This window comes from Burkholderiales bacterium (assembly GCA_023511995.1).
Taxonomy (GTDB): Bacteria; Pseudomonadota; Gammaproteobacteria; order Burkholderiales; family Thiobacteraceae; genus Thiobacter.
The window spans coordinates 47663-66513 of the sequence record JAIMAL010000010.1; the positions used below are offsets into that span (position 1 = coordinate 47663).

Here is an 18851-nt window from a genome sequence, read left to right on the forward strand (position 1 = left end):
TGTAACATTATATCTTTTTTGGCTTTTTGGCCATTTCGCGGAACCATGGATGCATTTCCCCGTATCTCCCGCCTGCCGCCCTATGTCTTCAATATCACGGGGGAGCTGAAGGCGGCCGCCCGGCGGCGGGGCGAGGACATCGTTGACTTCGGCATGGGCAACCCCGACCAGCCCACGCCCCGGCACATCGTGGACAAGCTGATCGAAAGTGCGCAGCGGGGCGACACCCACCGCTATTCGGTCTCCAAGGGCATTCCCCGCCTGCGCCGGGCCATCAGTCATTGGTACGCCAGCCGTTACGGGGTGGAGATCGATCCCGACACCGAGGCGATCGTCACCATCGGCTCCAAGGAGGGCATTGCCCACCTGTGTCTGGCCACGCTGGACAAGGGCGACATCGTGCTGGTACCCAATCCCAGCTATCCCATCCACATTTACGGGCCGGTCATCGCCGGGGCGGATATCCAATACATCCCCATGCGTCCGGGCATGGATTTCTTCGAGGCGCTGGAAAAGGCCATCCGCACCTCCTATCCCAAGCCCAAGATGCTCATCCTTAACTTCCCCAGCAACCCCACCACCCAGTGTGTGGAACTGCCCTTCTTCGAAAAGGTGGTGGCCATGTGCCGGGAGCAGGGCATCTATGTGGTGCACGACATCGCCTATGCCGACATCGTTTTCGACGGCTACCGGGCGCCGTCCATCATGCAGGTGCCGGGGGCGAAGGAGATCGCGGTGGAATTCTTCACCCTCTCCAAGAGCTACAACATGCCGGGCTGGCGGGTTGGCTTCATGGTGGGCAACCGGGACCTGGTGGCGGCGCTCGCGCGCATCAAGAGCTACCACGACTACGGCACCTTCACGCCCATCCAGGTGGCGAGCATCCTCGCCTTGGAGGGGCCCCAGGACTGTGTGCGGGAAATCCGCGATATGTACCAGCGGCGGCGGGATGCCCTGTGCAAGGGACTGCACGCCATCGGCTGGCCGGTGGAGGTGCCCAAGGCCACCATGTTCGTCTGGGCGCCCATTCCCGAACCCTATCGGGCCATGGGTTCCCTGGAGTTCGCGAAGAAACTGCTGGCGGAGGCGAAGGTGGCGGTGTCTCCCGGCATCGGCTTTGGCGATTATGGCGATGACCACGTGCGTTTTTCCCTCATCGAGAACGAAGCGCGCACCCGTCAGGCGATTCGTGGCATCCGCGAGATGTTCAAGAAAGACGGACTCCTCTAGAGGCGTTAGCCCTTCCGGCAAGGCGCACCGTCGCTTCCGCCGAGGGGCGGTGCCTGCAGGTAGGCAATCATTTTCAGGGAAAGGCAATGAAACCAATCAACGTCGGTCTGCTGGGACTGGGAACGGTGGGGGGTGGCACCCTCACCGTCCTGCGCCGCAACGCGGGGGAGATTAGCCGCCGTGCCGGGCGGGAGATTCGCGTGGTGATGGCCGCGGTGCGCAACGTGGAGCGGGCGCGCCGTCAATACGGTGGCGAGGGGCTCGCCATCACCGACGATGCGATGGCCGTGGTCAACCATCCGGACATCGACATCGTGGTGGAACTCATCGGTGGCACCAGCCCCGCCAGGGAACTGGTGATGCAGGCCATCTGCAACGGCAAGCATGTGGTGACCGCGAACAAGGCCCTGATCGCCAAACATGGCAATGAAATCTTCGCCCTGGCGCAGGAAAAGCAGGTGATGGTCGCCTTCGAGGCGGCGGTGGGCGGCGGCATTCCCATCATCAAGGCGATCCGCGAGGGTCTGACCGCGAATCACATCGAGTGGGTGGCCGGCATCATCAACGGCACCACCAATTTCATCCTCACCGAGATGCGCAACAAAGGCCTGCCCTTTGCCGAGGTGCTGGCGGAGGCGCAGCGTCTCGGCTATGCGGAGGCCGATCCCACCTTCGACATCGAAGGCATCGACGCCGCGCACAAGCTCACCATTCTCTCCGCCATCGCCTTCGGCATTCCCATGCAGTTTGACAAGGCCTACACCGAAGGCATTTCGCAGCTCACCCGCGAGGACATGCGCTACGCCGAGGAGCTTGGCTATCGCATCAAACTGCTGGGCATCACCAAACGCACGGAGAAGGGGATCGAGTTGCGGGTACACCCCACCCTGATCCCCGCCCGCCGGCTCATCGCCAACGTGGATGGAGTGATGAATGCCATCCTGGTCAAGGGCGATGCGGTGGGGCATACCCTCTATTACGGGCGCGGCGCGGGGGCGGAGCCCACTGCCTCCGCCGTGGTGGCGGACCTGGTGGATGTGACGCGCATGGCGACGGCGGACCCGGAAAACCGCGTTCCCCATCTCGCCTTCCAACCGGATGCCCTCTCCGATGAGCCCATTCTGCCCATCGGCGAGGTGCGCACCGCCTACTATCTGCGCATGCGGGCCTACGACCGGCCGGGCGTGCTGGCGGACATCACGCGGATTCTGGCCGATCTCGGCATCTCCATCGATGCCATGATCCAGAAGGAGCCGGAAGAGGGCGAGGAGCAGGTGGACATCATCATGCTCACCCACGAGACGCTGGAAAAACACGTGGTGCAGGCCATCAGCCGGATCGAGGCCCTGCCCACCATTTCCGGTGCGGTGATCAAACTGCGACTGGAAACCCTCACCTGAGGCGGGCCGGAAAAGTCTGGAAAGTGGCCATGGAATACATCTCCACCCGCGGCGGCGCCGAACCGCAGTCTTTTTTGCAAATCCTCCTCGGCGGTCTGGCACCAGACGGTGGCCTTTACGTGCCGACGGATTATCCCCGCGTAAGCCTTGCACAGCTCGAAGCGTGGCGCAGTCTGGATTACGCGGAGCTCGCGTTTGCCATTCTTTCCCGCTTCGCCCCTGACATAGCGGGGGATGACCTGCGGGGGCTCGTGCACCGGACCTATACGCCCGCGGTGTACTGCCACACCCGACCGGGGGAAAATGCCGCCGACATCACGCCGGTGCGCCGTCTCGAAGATGGCCTGTTCATCCTCGCCCTGTCCAATGGTCCCACGCTGGCCTTCAAGGACATGGCCATGCAGCTTTTGGGCAACCTTTTCGAATATGTCCTGGCACGCACCGGCGCCACCCTCAACATTCTCGGCGCCACCTCCGGCGACACCGGTTCGGCGGCGGAATACGCCATGCGGGGCAAGCGGAGCATCCGCGTCTTCATGCTCTCGCCTTTCGGCGCCATGAGTCCCTTCCAGCGGGCGCAGATGTATTCCCTCATGGACCCGAACATCCACAACCTTGCCGTGCGCGGATCCTTCGACGACTGCCAGGACATCGTCAAGGCGGTGTCCAATGACCTGGAATTCAAGTCCCGCTACCACATCGGCGCGGTCAATTCCATCAACTGGGGACGCATCGCCGCCCAGGTGGTCTATTACTTCAAGGCCTACCTGGCGGTGGTGGAGGAGATCGGCCGGCAAGTTTCTTTTGCCGTGCCTTCCGGCAATTTCGGCAATGTCCTCGCCGGACACATCGCGCGCATGATGGGCCTGCCGATCCGTCGTCTGATCGTGGCCACCAACGAAAACGACGTGCTCGACGAGTTTTTCAGGACCGGTCATTACGCGCCACGGGCACGCACCCTGCGCACCTCAAGCCCCTCCATGGACATCTCCAAGGCGTCCAACTTCGAACGCATGATTTTCGATGCCGTGGGGCGTGATCCGGCGCGCATCCGGCAGCTTTGGTCCCATGTGGACCGCGGCGAAGGTATCACCCTGTCGGCGGAGGAGTTTGCCCGGGTGAAGGAATTTGGCTTCGTCTCTGGACGCAGTACCCATGCCAACCGTATCGCCACCATCCGCATGGTGTACGAAAAGTACGGACAGATCATCGATCCCCACACCGCAGACGGCCTCAAGGTGGGGCTGGAATACCGCGAGCCGGAGGTGCCCCTCATCTGCCTGGAAACCGCGCTGCCCGCCAAATTTGAGGAAACGATCCGCGAGGCATTGGGGCGGCCGCCGGAGCGGCCGGCGGACCTCCTGGGGCTGGAGGAACGGCCGCAGCGGGTGGAGGTGGTGGAGGCCGACGTGGAGCAGGTCAAGCGGTACATTGCCGCCCACGCCTGAGGCCCTTCACAGGGGAATGCGCAGGGAGAAATCCACCGCCTTGATGTGCTTGGTCAGGCTGCCGACGGAGATACGGTCCACCCCGGTTTCCGCCACCGCGCGCACGTTGCTGAGGTTGATACCGCCGGAGGCCTCGAGCTCGGCGCGCCCCGCTGCAAGCCGCACCGCTTCCCGCAGCGCAGCCAGGGGGAAATTGTCGAGCAACACCAAAGTCGCGCCCGCCGCCAGCGCCTCTTCGAGCTGCGCCAGGTTTTCCACCTCGATCTGAATGCTTAAGCCCGGTGCCGCCAGGCGCGCCGCGGCCATCACCTGCGCAATGCCTCCGGCGGCCGCGATGTGGTTTTCCTTGATCAGGATGCCATCGAACAGCCCCATGCGCTGATTCACCCCGCCGCCCACGCGCACCGCATATTTCTGCGCAACACGCAGGCCCGGCAGGGTCTTGCGGGTATCCATGATGCGCGCCCGGGTGCCCGCCACTGCCTCCACGTAACGCCGGGTGACGGTGGCCACCGCGGAAAGCGTCTGCAGGAAATTCAGGGCCGAGCGCTCGGCGGACAGAAGCGCGCGGGCCTTCCCTTCGATCTCGCACACCTCCATGCCCACCGTGAGTGCCTGCCCCTCGGTTGCCCGCCAGCGGAAGATCACGTCCGGATCCAGACGGCGGAAACAGGCCTCGAACCAGGGTTGACCACACAGAATCGCCGCCTCCCGCGTGATGAGGCGGGCGGTTGCGCGTCTTTCGGGGGGAATGAGGGCGGCGGTGGGATCCCCCGGTCCCAGATCCTCCGCCAGCGCAGCCGTGACGTTGGCCTCGATGGCGCGCCAAAGTTCGCTGTCATTCATGGGCCCGCATTCTAGCGTGAAACGGCGCACCCCACCGGGGAGGAGGCGGGGGAGAGGCAAGAACGGTCTTTTTTTGGCGCCTCCATACTGTAAGCCTGTAAGCGGCAACCCGGCCCGTTGAAATCCCGCCGTTACCCCCTATATTGAGAGCAAATCACACCCTTGGGAAAGGATCACGATGCGTTTCGACAAACTGACCACCAAATTCCAGCAGGCCTTTGCCGATGCGCAGAGCATGGCGGTGGGCAACGACAACCCCTACATCGAGCCCCAGCACCTGCTGCTTGCGCTCCTCAACCAGGAGGACGGCAGTGTCGCCTCCATCCTGCAGCGGGCCGGGGCCAACGTGCAGGCCCTGCGCACGTCCCTGGAGGCGTCCATCAAACGTCTGCCCAAAGTGGAGGGGCATGGCGGGGAAATCAACATTTCCCGCGATCTCAACAATCTGCTCAATCTCACCGACCGCGAGGCGCAGAAGCGGGGCGATCAATACATCGCCTCGGAAATGTTCCTGCTTGCCGCCCTGGAGGATAAGGGCGATACCGGCCGCGCCCTGAAAGATGCAGGGGCGACGCGCGCCGCCATCGAAAAAGCCATCAATGCCATCCGTGGAGGGGAAACCGTGCAAAATCCGGAAGCCGAGGCCACCCGTGAAGCCCTGAAGAAATACACCATCGACCTCACCGAGCGGGCCCGCGAAGGCAAGCTCGACCCGGTGATCGGGCGGGATGACGAAATCCGTCGCACCATCCAGATCCTGCAGCGGCGGACGAAGAACAACCCGGTGCTGATCGGCGAGCCCGGCGTCGGCAAGACCGCCATCGTCGAGGGGCTCGCCCAGCGTATCGTCAACGGCGAAGTGCCGGAGACGCTGAAAAACAAGCGTGTCCTCTCCCTGGACATGGCGGGGCTTCTGGCCGGCGCCAAATACCGCGGTGAATTCGAGGAGCGGCTCAAGGCCGTGCTCAAGGAGATCGCCCAGGAGGAAGGGCGCATCATCCTCTTCATCGACGAAATCCACACCCTGGTGGGGGCGGGAAAGGCCGAAGGCGCCATCGATGCCGGCAATATGCTGAAGCCTGCGCTGGCGCGCGGGGAGCTGCATTGCATCGGCGCCACCACGTTGGACGAATACCGCAAATACATCGAGAAAGATCCGGCGCTGGAGCGGCGTTTCCAGAAGGTGCTGGTGGAAGAACCGTCGGTGGAGGACACCATCGCCATCCTGCGCGGACTGCAGGAGAAATACGAACTGCACCACGGGGTGGAGATCACCGACCCGGCGATCGTGGCCGCGGCGGAGTTGTCCCACCGCTACATCACCGACCGTTTCCTGCCCGACAAGGCCATCGACCTCATCGATGAGGCGGCGGCGCGGATCAAGATGGAAATCGATTCCAAACCAGAGGCCATGGACAAGCTGGAGCGGCGCCTGATCCAGCTCAAGATCGAGCGGGAGGCGGTGCGCAAGGAAAAGGACGAGGCTTCGCAAAAACGCCTGGCCCTCCTCGAGGAGGAGATCGCCCGCCTGGAGAAGGAATACTCCGACCTGGAGGAAATCTGGAAGGCGGAAAAGGCCATGGTCCAGGGCACGCAACACATCAAGGAGGAGATCGAACGGCTGCGCGCGGAAATGGCCGAGCTGCAGCGTAAGGGTCAACTGGACAAGGTCGCGGAAATCCAGTACGGCAAGCTGCCTCAGCTCGAGGCCCAGCTCAAGCAGGCGGAGGCCGCGGGCACGGAAAAGCGCAAGTTCAAGCTGCTGCGGACCCAGGTGGGCGCGGAGGAGATCGCGGAGGTGGTCTCGCGCATGACCGGCATTCCCGTGGCCAAGATGCTGCAGGGGGAACGGGAGAAGCTTTTGCACATGGAGGAGGCGCTGCACGAGCGCGTGGTGGGGCAGGACGAGGCGGTGCGGGCGGTGGCCGATGCCATCCGGCGCTCCCGTGCCGGGCTTGCCGACCCCAACCGGCCCTATGGCTCTTTCCTCTTCCTTGGTCCCACCGGGGTGGGCAAGACCGAACTGTGCAAGGCGCTGGCTGCCTTCCTCTTCGACTCCGAGGATCACCTGATCCGCATCGACATGTCGGAGTACATGGAGAAGCATTCGGTGGCCCGCCTGATCGGTGCGCCGCCGGGCTACGTGGGTTATGAGGAGGGGGGCTACCTCACCGAACAGGTGCGGCGCAAGCCCTACAGCGTGATCCTCCTCGACGAGGTGGAGAAGGCCCACCCGGACGTGTTCAACGTCCTGCTGCAGGTGCTGGATGATGGCCGGCTGACCGATGGTCAGGGGCGCACCGTGGATTTCCGCAACACGGTGATCGTCATGACCTCCAACCTGGGCAGCCAGATGATCCAGCAGATGGCGGGTGACGACTACCAGGTCATCAAGCTGGCGGTGCTGGCGGAGGTGCGCAACTATTTCCGGCCGGAGTTCATCAACCGCATTGACGAAGTGGTGGTGTTCCATCCCCTGGGCGAGGAGCACATCAAGTCCATCGCCAGGATTCAGTTGGGTTACCTGGCCAAGCGGCTGGCCGCCCACGACATGACCTTGGAGGTCACGGATGCGGCGCTGGCGGAGATCGCCAAGGCCGGCTTCGACCCGGTCTATGGCGCCCGTCCGCTGAAACGGGCGATCCAGGCGCGGATCGAAAACCCCCTGGCGAAGGAAATCCTCGCCGGCCGCTTCGGTCCCAAGGACGTCATCCGCGTCGACGCCCGCGGCGGCGAGATCGTCTTCGAGAAGGGCACCCTGGCCCAGGCCGCCTGACCGCGTGGCCAGGAAACGCGCCCGGCCTCCCCCGGGCGCGTTTCCATTTGTGCCCCTGCTAAACACGCCGCCGTTCCTGCGCAGTACAATGGGCCCATGCGTCAGGCGAGTCATACGGTGAGCATCGCCACCCGCGGCAAGGGGCTTTATGCCTGTACCGAGCCGGTGGTGGCCTGGGTGCGCAGCACGGGCATCCGCGAAGGGCTGCTCACCCTCTTCATCCGCCATACTTCGGCCAGCCTCCTCATCCAGGAGAACTACGACCCGGATGTGACGGCGGATCTCGCCCGTTTCTTTGCCCGTCTGGTGCCGGACGGGGACCCGCTGTTTTCCCACGTGATCGAAGGCCCGGATGACATGCCCGCCCATGTGCGGGCGGCGCTGACCCAGACCAGCCTGTCCATTCCCGTCTCCGGCGGCGCGCCCGTGCTGGGTACCTGGCAGGGCATCTACGTGTTCGAGCATCGCCACGCGGCCCAACGCCGGCAGGTGACGCTGCATCTGCTGGGAGAATAGCGTGGACACCAAGCTCGCCACCTATCTGGCCGCAGTGGGGGAGCCTTATCCCCATGCGCTCGATCGTGATTACCCCGCCATACTGGAAAAAATCGCGGACTTGTGGGGCACCGACGCCGGCGAGGCATACTTTGCCGAACTTTCCATCGCGGATACAGAGCGCAGACAGGGTTTTCCGCCTGATGTAGCAAGGGACATCCTCCGTCTTTCCCTCGCTCACGATCGGTGGCGCGCCCTTCCGCAGGAGGAAGACGATCCTTGGGCCGACGAGCCCCCCATGGACGAGAGCGAGCGCGCGGCCTTTCTCGACACCTTGGAAAGACGGGGGGAACGTTTCGCACCCGAGACCTTTTTCCAACGGGTGGAGAGGGGTGAGACGCGGGAGGTGCTGCTCTTTCTGCGGGCGGGCATGGACGTGGATACCCGGCGGGCGGATGAGTGGACGCCACTTCTGGTGGCGCTTTTCAATGGCCGGGAGGAGACGGCAATGTTGTTGCTGTCCAAGGGGGCCAAAGTGCGCGCCGCGGACCGCTATGGCTACCAACCCTTGCACTGGGCGGCGCTCAATGGCTACGAGCGGGCCACGCGTTTCATTCTGGACAAGGGCGCCGATCCCAACGCGATGACGGTCTATGGCTTCACACCGCTCCTGCAGGCGGCGGCCCGCGGTCACCTCGCCATCGTGCAGATGCTGGTGGAACGTGGTGCCCTGGTGAACCAGGCGGGGCATGAGGGGTTCACGCCTCTGCACAAAGCCAGTGCCAACGGGCATTTGCAGGTGGTGCGTTTTCTCCTCGCCCGCGGTGCCCAGCGGACGGCCTGCACCGCGGCTGGCGCTACGCCGGCTGATCTTGCCCGGGCGGGGCGCCATGCCGAGGTTGTCAGACTTCTGGAATCCTGAAGGAGGAAGCCATGCATGTGACCCTCGTTAACGTGCGCGTGAAACCCGAGCATGTGGCCGATTTCATCGCCGCCACCCGGGAGAACCATCTGGGCAGCCGAGCCGAGCCCGGCAACGTGCGTTTCGACGTGCTGCAGCAGAGCGATGATCCCACCTGTTTCCTGCTCTACGAAGTGTTCCGCGATGCCGAGGCGGCGGCTTACCACAAGACCACGCCCCATTATCTGAAATGGCGGGACACCGTCGCGCCGTGGATGGCGGAGCCCCGCCGTGGCGTGACCCACAAGCTGGTGTTCCCGGAAGGGTTGGGGTCATGATGGTGGGGCCTTTCTCCATTTCCCGGCTGCCCCGCATCGAATTCGGCAGCGGGGCCTTCGCCAGGGTGCCGGGGCTCTGTGCCGCGTTGGGGCGCCGTGTGCTGGTGGTCACCGGTGGCCATTCGCTGGAGGCGGCCGGCCATTGGCAGCGCCTCGTCGAGGGGCTTGCCCAGGCAAAACTGTCGTGGGAACGGCTGAAGGTGGCGGGGGAACCGTCGCCCCAGCTCGTGGATGAGGCGGTGGCAGCCTTCCGTGATGCTTCCATCGATGTGGTGCTGGGCATTGGCGGTGGCAGTGTGCTGGATGCCGCCAAGGCCATTGCGGGTCTGCTCAAGCCCGGCAACTCCGTGCTGGATCACCTCGAAGGGGTGGGGCCGGAAAAACCCTATGTGGGCCCCGCCACCCCCTTCATCGCCGTGCCCACCACCGCCGGCACCGGCTCCGAGGCCACCAAGAATGCGGTGCTTTCCGTGCGCGGCGAGCAGGGATACAAGAAATCCTTCCGCGACGAAAAGCTGGTGGCGGAATATGCCGTGGTGGATCCTGACCTGCTCGCCTCCTGTCCGCCGGAACTCATCGCCGCCAATGGCATGGATGCCCTCACCCAGCTTCTGGAAAGCTTCGTTTCCACGCGGGCCAATGCCTTCACCGATGCGCTGGCGGTAAGCGGCCTCACCGCCGCCCGCGACGGACTGCTGCAGTGGTATGAAGGCGGCCCCCGCGCCGCCGAAGGGCGGGCGAAGATGGCCTATGCGGCGCTCATCTCCGGCATCACCCTGGCGCAGGCGGGGCTGGGGTCGGTGCATGGTCTGGCCTCACCCCTGGGCGCCTTTTTCCCCATTCCCCATGGTGTGGTCTGCGGCATCCTGGTGGCGGAGGCCACCCGCGCCAACATCGACATCATGGAAGAACGCGATCCGGACAATCCGGCCCTCATCAAATATGCCCAGGCGGGGCGACTGTTTCGCAACAAGACCCATCTGGAACCGGTGGGGGCCCGTGTCTTCCTCGTGCATCGCCTCACCGAACTCACCCGAGCGCTCAACCTACCGCGCCTTTCCGCCTACGGGGTGGGCGAGGCGGCCATCCCCCGCATCGTCGCCCACTGTCGGGGTTCCAGCATGAAAACCAATCCTGTGGTCCTCACCGACGGGGAGGTGGCGCAGATTCTGCACCGCTGCCTCTAGGCCGGCGTGCCGACAGAGGCGTCGGTCCCTCGACGTCCGGGGTTGTGTTGGGGCGGGCGGGGTCTTTCCAACTGCCAGGAAAATCAGCAGGATGTTGGCATAACGGGGTGCTGGCATGGTGCTTGCTGCTTCCGTCGGGGCAAACGTCGGAGGAAGCTAACCATGAGCAATCAGAAAACCCTTGCGGAGATGGGCATCACCGTGCGGGAGGATGGGGAAAACGGCCGCGTCTGTGTCGAGTTCGCTGCCTCCCAGGCCCGGCTCGAACTCACCCCGGAACAGGCGCGCGCCCTTGCCTCGCAACTCATCCAGACGGTTTATCAGGCGGAGGTGAAAGCGAGCCTCCGGCGCACCCAGGGACGGGACATGCCCCCGGCCGGGCGGCGCGTCATCGAGGGACCCTTCCCCACCCATCGGCCGCAGCCCGCGCGGCAATGAAGGGTCAGCTGCCCCCCTCGCCGGCGGGTGAAGCGGGCACGCCCTCGAGCTGATTGACCTGTGCCCAGACCCGGATGAAGGCCGCTTCCAGGTCCTCGATCCCCTCCCGCACCCCCTGCCAGTCGCCGGCCCGCGCCGCCTGTTCCACGCGGGCGGCCAGGGTCTGCATTTCGGCCGCTCCCACGTAGGCGGAGGCGCCCTTGATTTCGTGGGCCTTGGCGGCAAGCCGGGTAGCCTCTTCGGCCTGCGCACATTGGGCAAGTTCCGCCAGCAGGGTTTGCGTCGTGGAAAGATACAGGCCAAGGAGCTCCCCTTCCGCCTGAGCGTCGTGGCGCAACCAGTGGCGAAGCCGGCCGACATCGAAGGCCGGGGCCGAGGTGCTCTCCGCGGCCGGTGGGGGAGGCGAGGGACGATGCCAGGCCGGCACCCAGGTTTTCAGCGTCTCTTCCAGTTGTTCCAGTTTCACCGGCTTCACCAGGTAGGCGTCTATGCCCACACCGAGGCAGCGTTCCCGCGCCTCCTCGCGCGCATCCGCCGACATGGCGACAATGGGGGTGCGCCGCGGCGCGGGCAGGGTCAGCTCCCGGTGGCGGATTTCGATGGTGGCTTCCAGGCCATCCAGCTCCGGCATCTGGCAATCCATGAGCACGAGGTCGTAGGGAACGCGGGCCATGGCTTCCACGGCCTCGCGGCCGTTGGCCACCACGTCCGCGCGCACCCCCAGCTTGCGCAGCAGATGGGTCACCACTTTCTGGTTGACGGCATTGTCCTCCGCCACCAGCACCCGCACCGGGGCCGAAGCCGTTGCCACCGGCTCCAGGGGTGCCGGGGCCGGCCGGGCGAGCCCCAGCAGTTCCAACAGCACGGCGCGCAGACGCGCAGTGCGCACGGGTTTGGGCAGATGGGCGCGCCGCCCCGGCACACGGGGCCAGGTCGCGCGCATGGCCAGGGTGGTGAGCAGAATCTGGCCGGTGGCGGCGAGCGCGGGATTCTTGTCGATGGTGTCGATGAGCTCCGGGTTTTCCTCCAGCAGGCGTCCATCGAAAAAGGCGATACGGAAAGGTTCCCCCTGCCTTGCAGCGGCACTGAGTCTGGCGAAGGCTTCGACGCCGCCACTGGCGCATTCCACACGCATGCCCCAGTGGCCAAGCTGGCGGGCCAGGGTTTCCCGCAGCGAATCGCTGGCCACGGCAAGGAGCACGGAAACGTTGCGAAGGCCGCTTTCATCTGGCCTCTCCTCCTCCGCCGCGCCGCGCTTGAGGCGGGCGGTGAACCAGAAGGTGGAGCCCACGCCGGGCGTGCTTTGCGCCCCGATGCTGCCTCCCATGAGCTCGGCAAGCTGACGGGAGATGGCGAGCCCCAGGCCCGTGCCCCCATACCGGCGGGTGGTGGAACCATCCGCCTGGGAAAAGGCCTTGAACAGCCGTTTCATGCCCTCCGGGCTGATGCCGATGCCGGCATCCTTCACCTCCATCCGCAGTTCCACCTCCGCCTCGTCGATGGGGGTGAGCCGCCCGCGCACCACCACTTCACCGTGGTGGGAGAACTTGATGGCGTTGTCCACCAGGTTGATGAGGATTTGCCGCAGCCTTCCGGGGTCACCGAGCACTTCCGCCGGCAGTTGCGGCGGCAGGTCGCAGACAAGCTCCAGCCCCTTGGCGTGGGCGCGTTCGCCGAAGAGTTCCAGGGCCTCCTCCACCGTCTCGCGCAGATCGAAGGGGACGATCTCCAGCTCCATGCGGCCGGCCTCGATCTTGGCGAAATCCAGGATGTCGTTGATGATGGTGAGGAGCGATTCGGATGACAGGCGGATGGTTTCCGCGCATTCCCGCTGTTCGGGATCGAGCCGCGAGTCGAGGAGCAGCCCCACCATGCCGATGATGCCGTTGAGGGGCGTGCGGATTTCGTGGCTCACATTGGCGACGAACTGGGATTTGATGCGGGAAGCCTCCAGTGCCGCGTCGTAAGCGGCGCGCAGACGGGCCTCGTTTTCCTTGCGTTCGGTGATGTCGCGCATGATGGCCTGCACCACCACCTTGTCATCGAGCAGCATGGCGTGGAGGGCGATTTCCACCGGGAACAGCCGGCCATCCCGCGCCTTGCCCAGCCATTCGAAGTGGCAGTGTCCCTCGCGTATGGCTTTCTCGATCTGGCGCATGCCATATTCGCCGGAAGGGGTGCCGTCGGGCTGAGTGGGCGGACCCAGGTCCGCGGGCCGGGTGCGGCAGAAATCCTCCACCGTGTCATAACCGAACATGCTGAGGGTGGCGGGATTGCAGTCGATGAAACGGCCATCCGCCACCAGCACGATGCCATCCGAGTTGGTGGTGAACAGGGTCTTGTATTTCACCTGTTCCCGCACGATCTGCTGGGTCTGCAGGCTGATGCGCCGCACCACCCAGCCGGAGACGGCGATGCCCACCAGCACCAGGGTGGTGCCCAGCCCGATCATCAGCCAGACGGTGTGGCGGTAGGCCAGGGCGGCTTCCTCAGCCGCCTGGCGGCTCCACTGGCGTTGCAAATCCACCATGGCCTCCAGCTCCGCGACCAGCCGCTGCTGGATGGGAATGGCATCCTGGCGCAGGATGAGCAGGGCCGCTTCCTGCTCATCGTTCATGGCATGTTCGATGCCGCTCACCACCTTCGGTTGGGCCTGGTTGGCGAGGGCGCGGATGCGTTCCAGGATGATTTTCTCCTGGGGCGTGGAGGCGAGCCGGTCCAGCTTCTGGCGGGCGTTGGTGAACTGGATGCCGAAGTCGTAGAAACGCTGCAGCGCCTCCTCCCGCTCGAAGGGATCGGGAGCGATGACGATGCTGTGCATGGTAATGATGCGCTGGCGCAGCGCATCCCGCATGGCCGTGGCCAGCTCCACCTTGGTGTTGTTCTCGTTGACGATGCGCTCGAGATGGTCGTTGATGGTGGCCATCTCGCGCACACTGACCACCGCCAGCGAGACCATGAGCACCAGCACCAGGGCGAAGCCGGTGGCCACGCTGAGGGCCATGCGGCGGGAAAAGCGGGGCAGTTTCGCCATAGGGGCCTTCCGGCACGTGCTGTCCGGGATTATCGCTTGAAGGCGACGACGTGGTCCACGTCCAGGCGGATGCCGATTTTTTCGCCCAGGGCATGGTCGTGGTGGCTGGGCACGAGGGAGAGGGCGGTACCGCCACTGGGCAGGCGCAGGGTGTAGAGGATGCTCGCGCCGCGGAAGGCCTTGTGCACCACTTCCGCCAACAGGGGGCTCGTGTCGTCATGGACGATGTCGTCGGGGCGGATGAGCACGTCCACGGCACAACCCTTGGCGCACTCACTGGGGAAAGAGCCGTTGAGGATGCCGAGCTCGATTTCGATCTGGTGGGAATTGAGCACCGTGCCCGGCAGAAACACACCCTGGCCGATGAAATCGGCGACGAAACGGTTCGCCGGTTGGTGATAGAGGCGGTAGGCGGTATCCCATTGCTGCAGACGTCCCGCGTGCATGACGCCGATCTCGTCGGCCATGGCGAAGGCTTCCTGCTGGTCATGGGTGACGAGGATGGCGGTGATGCCCTCCTGCTTGAGGATTTGCCGCAATTCCAGGCCGAGGCGCTCCCGCAGTTCCACATCCAGATTGGAGAAGGGTTCGTCGAGCAAAAGCAGTTCCGGTTTCGGTGCCAGCGCCCGCGCCAATGCCACCCGCTGCTGCTGGCCGCCGGAAAGCTCATGGGGATAGGCGCTTTCGTGGCCTTCCAGCCCCACCAGGGCGAGCAGTTCCCGCACCCGCGCGGCGCGCTCCCGCGCCGGCCAGCGGTGTAGCCCGAAGGCCACATTGCCTTCCACGGTGAGATGGGGGAAGAGGGCGTAATCCTGGAACACCATGCCCACCCGTCGGCGCTCCGGCGGCACACTGTGGCCGGGCCGGCTGACCGGCTCGCCGTTTAAGAGAATCTCGCCGGAACTCACCGCCTCGAAGCCGGCGATGAGGCGCAGCACCGTCGTCTTGCCACAGCCGCTGGGTCCCAGCAGACAACCGATGCTGCCCGGGCCGAGACGGAAGGAGAGGTCCGCCACCACCTCTTTTTCGCCAAAACGTTTGCCGACGCTGATCAGTTCCACGTGGGCGGCCATGTCAGCGTTCCGTCTGGCGGGTGAGCAGGATGACGGGAAAGAGTCCCGCCACAAGCAGCGCCACGGCAGGCAGGGCGGCGCGCTCCCATTCGCCTTCCGAGGTCATTTCGAAAATCCGCGTGGCCAGGGTATCCCAGCCGAACGGGCGGGTCATGAGGGTGATGGGCATTTCCTTCATCACGTCCACGAAAACGAGGATCATGGCCGTCACCACGCCCCCTTTGAGCAGCGGCAGATGCACGCGCTGGATCAGCTGGCGGCTGCACAGCCCCAGGCTGCGCGCCGCCTCGTCCATGCTGGGGGTGATGCGCTGCAGTGCGGCGGCGAGGGGCTCATGGGCCACGGCAAGGAAGCGCACCAGATAGGCGGAAAGCATCGCCAGCAGCGTGCCCGCCAGAAGCGGCCCGGCTTCGCGTCCGAAGAGCTCGCCCATGAGGCCAATGTAGAGCCGGTCGAACCAGGCAATGGGGAGGTAGATGCCAATGGCCAGCACCGCGCCCGGCACGGCATAGCCCAAGGTGGCGAAACGGACCATGGCGTCGGTGAGGGCGCCGCGCTGTTGCCGGCGGGCGTAGGCGAGCAACAGGGCCGTGGCGGTGATGAGGGTGGCGGCCATGCCCGCCAGAAGCAGGGAGCGCCCGAGATAGGCCCAATAGCGGAGATCCAGGTCCTGGGCCGCCACCCCCAGCGCCCACCACAGGAGTTGGCCCACGGGGACGATGAAGGCTACGGTGAGCACCGCGCCGCAGAAGAGGGGCGCGGCCAGGCGGCCAAAACCCGTGAGCACCAGGCGTTCCCGCCCGGCGCTGCGGCCGGTGGGCGTGTAACGCATCCCCGCGCGCAGGCGCTGTTCCAAAAAGAGCACGACGAAGACGAAGAGGATCAGAAGCGAGGCCAGTTGTGCCGCCGCGGGCAGGGAGAAGAGGCTGTACCACGCCTTGTAGATGCCGGTGGTGAAGGTGTCGTAATTGAACACTGCCACCGTCCCGAAATCGGCGAGGGTTTCCATGGCCACGAGGGCCACGCCCCCCGCGATCCAGGGACGCGCCAGGGGCAGGGCGATGCGCAGGAAACCCTGGCGGCGGGAAAGACCGAGGCTTTGTCCCACTTCGAGGGCGCGTTTGCCCTGGCTCAGAAAGGCATGGCGGGCGAGCAGATAGACGTAGGGGTAGAGGGCCAGCGTGAGCGCGAGGGCGGCCCCGCCTCCGGACCGGATGGGGGGCAGACGGACCTGTGGCCCGAACCATTGGCGCAGCAGGGTGGCGATCGGCCCGGTGAAATCCAGCAACCCCACCAGGACGAAGCCCGTGACATAGGCGGGCAGGGCCAGGGGCAGCATGAGGCTCCAGGAAAAAAAGCGGCGGCCCGGGAAGTCACAGACGGCGGTAAGCCAGGCCAGGCCCGTTCCCAGGATCCCTGCCGCCACACTCACGCCCAGGGTCAGAAGGAGGGTGTGGCGGATGAGCTCCGGCAGCACGTTGTCCGCCAGGTGCCGCCAGGTTTCCCGATCCGGATGTAGCAGGGAGGAGGCCACCACGAGGAGGGGAATGGCCACCAGCACACACAGGGTGAAGGTGAACAGGCGCCAGGCAGACAGACGGCCCCTTTTGCGAAAAAAGGCAAAAGCGCCAGATGGCGCTTTGCGCTCGGGCAGCGCGTGAGCGGACATGAAGGGCGTTATTTGTAGCCTGCGCGGTCCATCAATTTTACGGCTGCGGCCTGCAGTTCACCAGCCTTGGCCACGTTGATGGGATTCCGCTTGAATTCGCCCCAGGCCGCCACCGCCGGCGCCGGTTTCACCTGCGGGTTCACCGGATATTCCAGGTTCACGTCGGCGAAAAGGTTCTGCGCATCCGGCGAGGACAGCCATTCCAAAAGGCGGATGGCACCGGCGCGGTTTTTGGCGTAACGGGTGACCCCGGCGCCGGAGATGTTCACATGCACGCCCGAGCCCTGCTGGTTGGGCCAGAAGAGGGCCAGGGGCAGGTTGGGTTTTTTCTCCATCAGGCGACCGTAGTAGTAGGTGTTGCCGATGCCCACGTCACATTGACCCGCAGCCACCGCCTCCATCATCTTCGTGTCGTCGGCGAAGGGATCGGTGGCGAGATTGGCCACCCAGCCGCGGACGATGCGCTCGGTCTTCGCTTCGCCGTGTTCGGCGATCAGCATCGCCACCAGGGACTGGTTGTACACCTTCTTCGAGGTGCGCAGGCAAAGCCGGCCCTTCCACTTGGGATCCGCCAGGTCCTCATAGGTGGACAGATCGCTGGCCCGCACCCGGTCGGTGTTGTAGACGATGGTGCGCGCCCGCACGGAAAGACCAAACCAGCGGTTTCCGGGATCGCGCAGGCTCGCCGGGACATTGCTCTGCAGGATGGGGGAGTTGACGGGGGCGAGCAGGCCTTCCTCGGCGGCCTGCCAGAGATTGCCCGCATCCACCGTCAGCAACAGGTCGGCGGGAGTGTTCGGCCCCTCCGCCTTGAGGCGTTGCATGAGGGGCCCCTCCTTGTCGGTAATGAACCTGATGGTGACCCCGGTGGCGCGGGTGTAGGCATCGAACACGGGCTTGATGAGCTGCTCGTTGCGGGCGGAATAGACCACCACCTCCTCGCCGTGGGCAAGGGGTGAGACGGCCGCAGCCAGAAGGATGAGGGACGATAACAGTCTGGAAAACATGGGAACCTCCGGTAATGGTAACGGTGGGCATGCTAACGCAAACGAGAACGATTTGCAACCAGTTTCTGACCGTTCCGCCAAAGGGGTGTCGCCATGGGGGGCCTAGGGCCTTTCCGTCGCCGTGGGTGCGGCGCGGGAAGGGGCGAGTTTTTGCGGCGGGGTTTCCGTCTGGGCAGTGCGGGGGCATGGGGCAAGGCGCCTTACCCTGGGCGCCGGGGCGAAGCCCCGGGGTGTTGCCCCTTTGGGCTTTCGAGGGGAAACCCGCCTTTCAGCCGTGGGGCATCCCCTGGGGGCCGCGGAAGCGGATGAGGGTTTGCAGCCGGCCCTCGAACCAGGTATCGAACCTGACTTGGCGGCGGCTCACATTGACGCGGAAGCCTTCCTGCTCTGGCGGGGTGATGTCGAGGAAGCGCAGCCGCGGGGTGGCAAGGCGCACCTCCATGCTCACGTGCATGGGATAGTAGCCATCGAGGAAACGGCGCATGAAAGGCCCGCTGTTCACGTGGTAGGTGCCGTCTGCATTGCGCAGCAGCACCAGGCTTTGCAGCCGCAGGCAGATACGGGCGCCGGGGCCGATGTCCCTGAGCTGCACGCTGGCGCCTTCCACCCAGGCCCTGCCGATGCCTTCCTGGCTGACGATTTCCAGATCCCGCACCCTCTCCTCGCGGAAGACGATCTGGGTGGCCGGCACCCGGTCCAGGTGGTCATGGCACTGCTTCAGCTGCGCCCAGCCTGTGGCCAGAGCGGTGTCATCCAAGGTGATGATGTTCTGGTGATGATGTACCGGCTTGGCGGGGGGCTGCCGCAGGAACACCAGCTCCCCTTCGTTGACGGCGGCGATGCGGCTGCTGCTGTCATCGTTGAACCAGTCCTCCAGTTCTTGCTGGCTCATGCCCTGGGCAAGGCTTGCCGGCAACCATAGGGCGAAAAGCCATGGGACAAGGCGGGTCATGGGCACCTCCGGGGGGGTCGGCGATGGTGCAATTTCGCCCCAGTGCGCCCCGTCTGT

Annotated in this window: 15 protein-coding genes; 9 read left to right on the top strand and 6 right to left on the bottom strand. The window is 65.1% G+C overall.

What is annotated here, in order from left to right; genetic code table 11:
* The first annotated feature begins 45 nt into the window (after window positions 1–45).
* The 3 genes from alaC to thrC all read left to right on the top strand — a co-directional run bounded on the left by alaC (window position 46) and on the right by thrC (window position 4078).
* Complete coding sequence (gene alaC / locus K6T56_06905) at window positions 46–1230, top strand: alanine transaminase (GenBank protein MCL6556073.1); 1185 nt, start codon at window positions 46–48, stop codon at window positions 1228–1230.
* Window positions 1231–1316: 86 nt separating this feature from the next.
* Window positions 1317–2630 carry a homoserine dehydrogenase gene (locus K6T56_06910; protein ID MCL6556074.1) on the top strand — a complete coding sequence of 438 codons (1314 nt, stop codon included), beginning with the start codon at window positions 1317–1319 and terminating at the stop codon, window positions 2628–2630.
* 29 nt (window positions 2631–2659) lie between these two features.
* Entirely contained in the window at window positions 2660–4078 is a 1419-nt protein-coding gene (gene thrC, locus K6T56_06915) for a threonine synthase (protein ID MCL6556075.1), read from the top strand.
* A gap of 6 nt (window positions 4079–4084) precedes the next feature.
* On the opposite strand, the gene nadC is transcribed toward thrC, so the two are convergent.
* Window positions 4085–4924, bottom strand: a complete 840-nt coding sequence (nadC, locus tag K6T56_06920; GenBank protein MCL6556076.1) for a carboxylating nicotinate-nucleotide diphosphorylase — start codon at window positions 4922–4924, stop codon at window positions 4085–4087.
* A 178-nt stretch (window positions 4925–5102) separates the two neighbouring features.
* On the opposite strand from nadC, the gene clpB reads away from it, so the two are divergent.
* From clpB to K6T56_06950, 6 genes are all read left to right on the top strand, one after another.
* Entirely contained in the window at window positions 5103–7700 is a 2598-nt protein-coding gene (gene clpB, locus K6T56_06925) for an ATP-dependent chaperone ClpB (protein ID MCL6556077.1), read from the top strand.
* A gap of 96 nt (window positions 7701–7796) precedes the next feature.
* Window positions 7797–8216, top strand: coding sequence for a secondary thiamine-phosphate synthase enzyme YjbQ (locus tag K6T56_06930; GenBank protein MCL6556078.1), 420 nt, complete (start codon window positions 7797–7799; stop codon window positions 8214–8216).
* Between the two features lies 1 nt (window position 8217).
* Window positions 8218–9117, top strand: coding sequence for an ankyrin repeat domain-containing protein (locus K6T56_06935; protein MCL6556079.1), 900 nt, complete (start codon window positions 8218–8220; stop codon window positions 9115–9117).
* An 11-nt stretch (window positions 9118–9128) separates the two neighbouring features.
* The gene (locus tag K6T56_06940; GenBank protein ID MCL6556080.1) at window positions 9129–9434 is read left to right on the top strand and encodes an antibiotic biosynthesis monooxygenase; all 306 of its coding nucleotides are present in this window, start codon (window positions 9129–9131) and stop codon (window positions 9432–9434) included.
* Window positions 9431–10621, top strand: a complete 1191-nt coding sequence (locus K6T56_06945) for an iron-containing alcohol dehydrogenase (GenBank protein MCL6556081.1) — start codon at window positions 9431–9433, stop codon at window positions 10619–10621. Before K6T56_06940 ends, K6T56_06945 begins: the two co-directional genes overlap by 4 nt.
* Window positions 10622–10783: 162 nt before the next feature.
* Complete coding sequence (locus tag K6T56_06950) at window positions 10784–11059, top strand: hypothetical protein (GenBank protein MCL6556082.1); 276 nt, start codon at window positions 10784–10786, stop codon at window positions 11057–11059.
* A gap of 4 nt (window positions 11060–11063) precedes the next feature.
* Here the strand turns inward: K6T56_06950 and K6T56_06955 are convergent, their stop codons facing one another.
* The 5 genes from K6T56_06955 to K6T56_06975 all read right to left on the bottom strand — a co-directional run bounded on the left by K6T56_06955 (window position 11064) and on the right by K6T56_06975 (window position 18794).
* On the bottom strand, window positions 11064–14093 hold the full coding sequence (locus K6T56_06955; GenBank protein ID MCL6556083.1) for a response regulator: 3030 nt from the start codon (window positions 14091–14093) through the stop codon (window positions 11064–11066).
* A gap of 29 nt (window positions 14094–14122) precedes the next feature.
* A complete protein-coding gene (locus K6T56_06960) occupies window positions 14123–15166 on the bottom strand; it encodes an ABC transporter ATP-binding protein (GenBank protein ID MCL6556084.1) in 1044 nt (347 codons plus the stop codon).
* Window position 15167: 1 nt separating this feature from the next.
* Window positions 15168–16835 (bottom strand): iron ABC transporter permease, encoded by a 1668-nt coding sequence (locus tag K6T56_06965; GenBank protein ID MCL6556085.1) that lies wholly within the window; start codon window positions 16833–16835, stop codon window positions 15168–15170.
* Between the two features lie 8 nt (window positions 16836–16843).
* Window positions 16844–17842, bottom strand: coding sequence for a Fe(3+) ABC transporter substrate-binding protein (locus K6T56_06970; GenBank protein ID MCL6556086.1), 999 nt, complete (start codon window positions 17840–17842; stop codon window positions 16844–16846).
* 268 nt (window positions 17843–18110) lie between these two features.
* The gene (locus K6T56_06975; protein ID MCL6556087.1) at window positions 18111–18794 is read right to left on the bottom strand and encodes a hypothetical protein; all 684 of its coding nucleotides are present in this window, start codon (window positions 18792–18794) and stop codon (window positions 18111–18113) included.
* Between the last annotated feature and the right edge of the window lie 57 nt (window positions 18795–18851).